2 protein-coding genes are annotated in these 3,168 nt (G+C 73.9%); both read left to right on the top strand.

The genetic code is table 11. The annotated features are described in order from the left end of the window. Positions 1–2,548 (top strand): translation initiation factor IF-2 (gene infB / locus AC3WUG_RS19495; RefSeq protein ID WP_492329184.1); only part of this gene is annotated, 2,548 nt, incomplete at its 5' end. 98 nt (positions 2,549–2,646) lie between these two features. Continuing rightward, positions 2,647–3,099, top strand: coding sequence for a 30S ribosome-binding factor RbfA (gene rbfA, locus AC3WUG_RS19500; RefSeq protein WP_492329185.1), 453 nt, complete (start codon positions 2,647–2,649; stop codon positions 3,097–3,099). Positions 3,100–3,168: the final 69 nt, after the last annotated feature.

Genomic DNA, 3,168 nt, shown 5'->3' on the forward strand with positions numbered 1-3,168 from the left:
GGCCCCGGCCGCCCCCGCGGCCCCGGCTGCGGCTGCGTCCGCACCGTCGGCCCCGGCCGCGCGTCCCGGTCCGGCCCGTCCGGCCGCCCCGGCGCCGCGTCCGGCCCAGCCGGCCCGCTCCTCCGAGGGTCAGGGCGGCGGCGACCGCGGTCCGCGCCCCGGTGGCGCCCCGCGTCCGGGCGGTCCCCGTCCGGGCAACAACCCGTTCGCGTCCTCCCAGGGCATGCCCCGCTCCGGCGGTCCGCGCCCCGGTGGCCCGCGCCCGGGCAACAACCCGTTCGCGTCCTCGCAGGGCATGCCCCGTCCGGGCGAGCGCCGCTCCGACGCCCCGGCCGCCTCGGCCGGCGCGCAGGCCGGCGACCGTCCCGGCGGGCCCCGTCCTGCGGCGCCGCGTCCCGGTGGCCCGCGCCCGAACCCGGGCATGATGCCGGGCCGCAGCACCAGCGGCGTCGGCCGCCCCGGCGACCGTCCGGCCCGTGCCGGCGGCGGCGGTGGCCGTCCCGGCGGTGGTGGCGGCGGCTACGGCGGCGGCGGTGGTCGTCCCGGTGGCGGCGGCGGCTTCGCCGGCCGTCCGGGCGGCGGCGGTCGTCCCGGTGCCGGTGGGCGCGGCTCGACCCAGGGCGCGTTCGGTCGCGCCGGTGGTCGTCCGGTCCGCGGGCGGAAGTCGAAGCGCGCGAAGCGCCAGGAGTTCGAGCAGATGCAGGCGCCGTCGCTCGGCGGCGTGCAGGTGCCCCGCGGGAACGGCTCGACCGTCATCCGCCTGCGCCACGGCTCGTCGCTGAACGACTTCGCCGACAAGATCGACGCCAACCCGGCCTCGCTGGTCACGGTGCTGTTCCACCTCGGTGAGATGGCGACCGCGACCCAGTCCCTCGACGAGGACACCTTCGGCACGCTGGCCACCGAGCTCGGCTACGTCGTGGAGATGGTCTCGGCCGAGGAGGAGGACCGCGAGCTGCTCGGGGCCTTCGACATCGACCTGGACGCCGAGCTCGAGGGCGAGGGCGACGAGGACCTGTTCCCGCGCCCGCCGGTCGTCACCGTCATGGGTCACGTCGACCACGGAAAGACCAAGCTCCTCGACGCCATCCGCTCCACGGACGTCGTCGCGGGCGAGGCCGGCGGCATCACCCAGCACATCGGCGCCTACCAGGTCCGCACCGAGCACGAGGGCCAGGACCGGGCCATCACGTTCATCGACACCCCGGGTCACGAGGCGTTCACCGCCATGCGTGCCCGTGGTGCGCAGGTGACGGACATCGCGATCCTCGTGGTCGCGGCGGACGACGGCGTGATGCCCCAGACCATCGAGGCGCTCAACCACGCCCAGGCGGCGAACGTGCCGATCGTGGTCGCGGTCAACAAGGTGGACAAGGAGGGGGCCAACCCCGCCAAGATCCGCCAGCAGCTCACCGAGTACAACCTGGTGGCCGAGGAGTACGGCGGCGACACCATGTTCGTCGACGTCTCCGCCAAGCAGCGGATGGGCATCGACGACCTGCTCGAGGCCGTGCTGCTGACCGCGGACGCCGCGCTCGACCTGCGGGCCAACCCCGACAAGGACGCCCGCGGTGTCGCCATCGAGGCGAACCTGGACAAGGGCCGCGGCGCCGTCGCGACCGTCCTGGTCCAGTCCGGCACGCTGCACGTCGGCGACGCGATCGTCGCGGGCACGGCCCACGGCCGCGTCCGGGCGATGTTCGACGAGCACGGCGCGAACGTCACCGAGGCGGGCCCGGCCCGTCCGGTGCTGGTCCTCGGCCTGGCCTCGGTGCCGAGCGCCGGCGACACCTTCCTGGTGGCGCCGGACGAGCGCACCGCCCGGCAGATCGCCGAGAAGCGCGAGGCCGCCGAGCGCGCCGCCCTCCTGGCCAAGCGCCGCAAGCGCATCAGCCTCGAGGACTTCACGCAGGCGCTGCAGCAGGGCAAGGTCGAGACCCTCAACCTGGTCCTCAAGGGCGACGTGTCCGGTGCCGTCGAGGCGCTGGAGGACGCGCTGCTCAAGATCGACGTGGGCGACGAGGTCGAGCTGCGGGTCATCCACCGCGGTGTCGGTGCGATCACGCAGAACGACGTCAACCTCGCCACGGTCGACAACGCCATCATCATCGGCTTCAACGTCAAGTACGCGGAGCGGGTGGAGGACCTCGCCGAGCGCGAGGGCGTGGACGTCCGGTTCTACTCGGTCATCTACCAGGCGATCGACGACGTCGAGGCGGCCCTCAAGGGCATGCTCAAGCCGGAGTACGAGGAGGTGCAGCTCGGTTCCGCCGAGGTGCGCGAGGTGTTCCGCTCCTCCAAGTTCGGCAACATCGCCGGCTCGATCGTCCGGTCCGGGGAGATCCGCCGCAACACCAAGGCGCGGGTGCTCCGGAACGGCGCGGTCATCGGCGACAACCTCACCGTCGAGTCGCTCAAGCGGTTCAAGGACGACGCCACGGAGGTCCGCGAGGGCTTCGAGTGCGGTATCGGCCTCGGGTCGTACAACGACATCACGGTGGGCGACCTCATCGAGACCTGGGAGATGCGCGAGAAGCCGCGCTCCTGACCGGTCCCACTTGCGGGTCTGCCCCCACGCGCCGAGCGTGGGGGCAGGCCCGCGGCCGTTCGTCCGCCCGCCGACGCGGGCGCTGAGAGGAGATCGACATGGTGGACCACCCCCGGGCCCGCAAGCTCGCGGACCGCATCCAGCAGATCGTCGCGCAGATGCTCGACACCCGGATCAAGGACCCGCGGCTCGGCTTCGTGACCGTCACCGACGTGCGCGTGACCGGCGACCTGCAGCACGCCAGCGTGTTCTACACGGTGCTCGGCGACGAGGAGGCCCGCACGGGCACGGCCCAGGCGCTCGAGAGCGCGAAGGGCCTGATCCGGTCCGAGGTCGGCAAGCAGACCGGCGTCCGGCTCACCCCGACGCTGGAGTTCCACCTGGACGCCGTGCCCGAGACCGCCGCCCACCTGGACGCGGCGCTGCTCGAGGCCGCGCGCCGGGACCGCGAGGTCTCGGCCCTGGCGACGGGCGCGCAGTACGCCGGCGAGGCGGACCCGTACCGCAAGCCGGTGGACGAGGACGAGGGCGCCGACGCCGAGGCGCGCTGAGCGTCCCCGTACCCCCGACGGCCATGAGGTCGTCACAACGCCGCGAGGTCGTCACTCCTGAGTGACGAC

It is taken from the genome of Cellulomonas sp. EB106-03-03-XG116 (genome assembly GCF_058792015.1).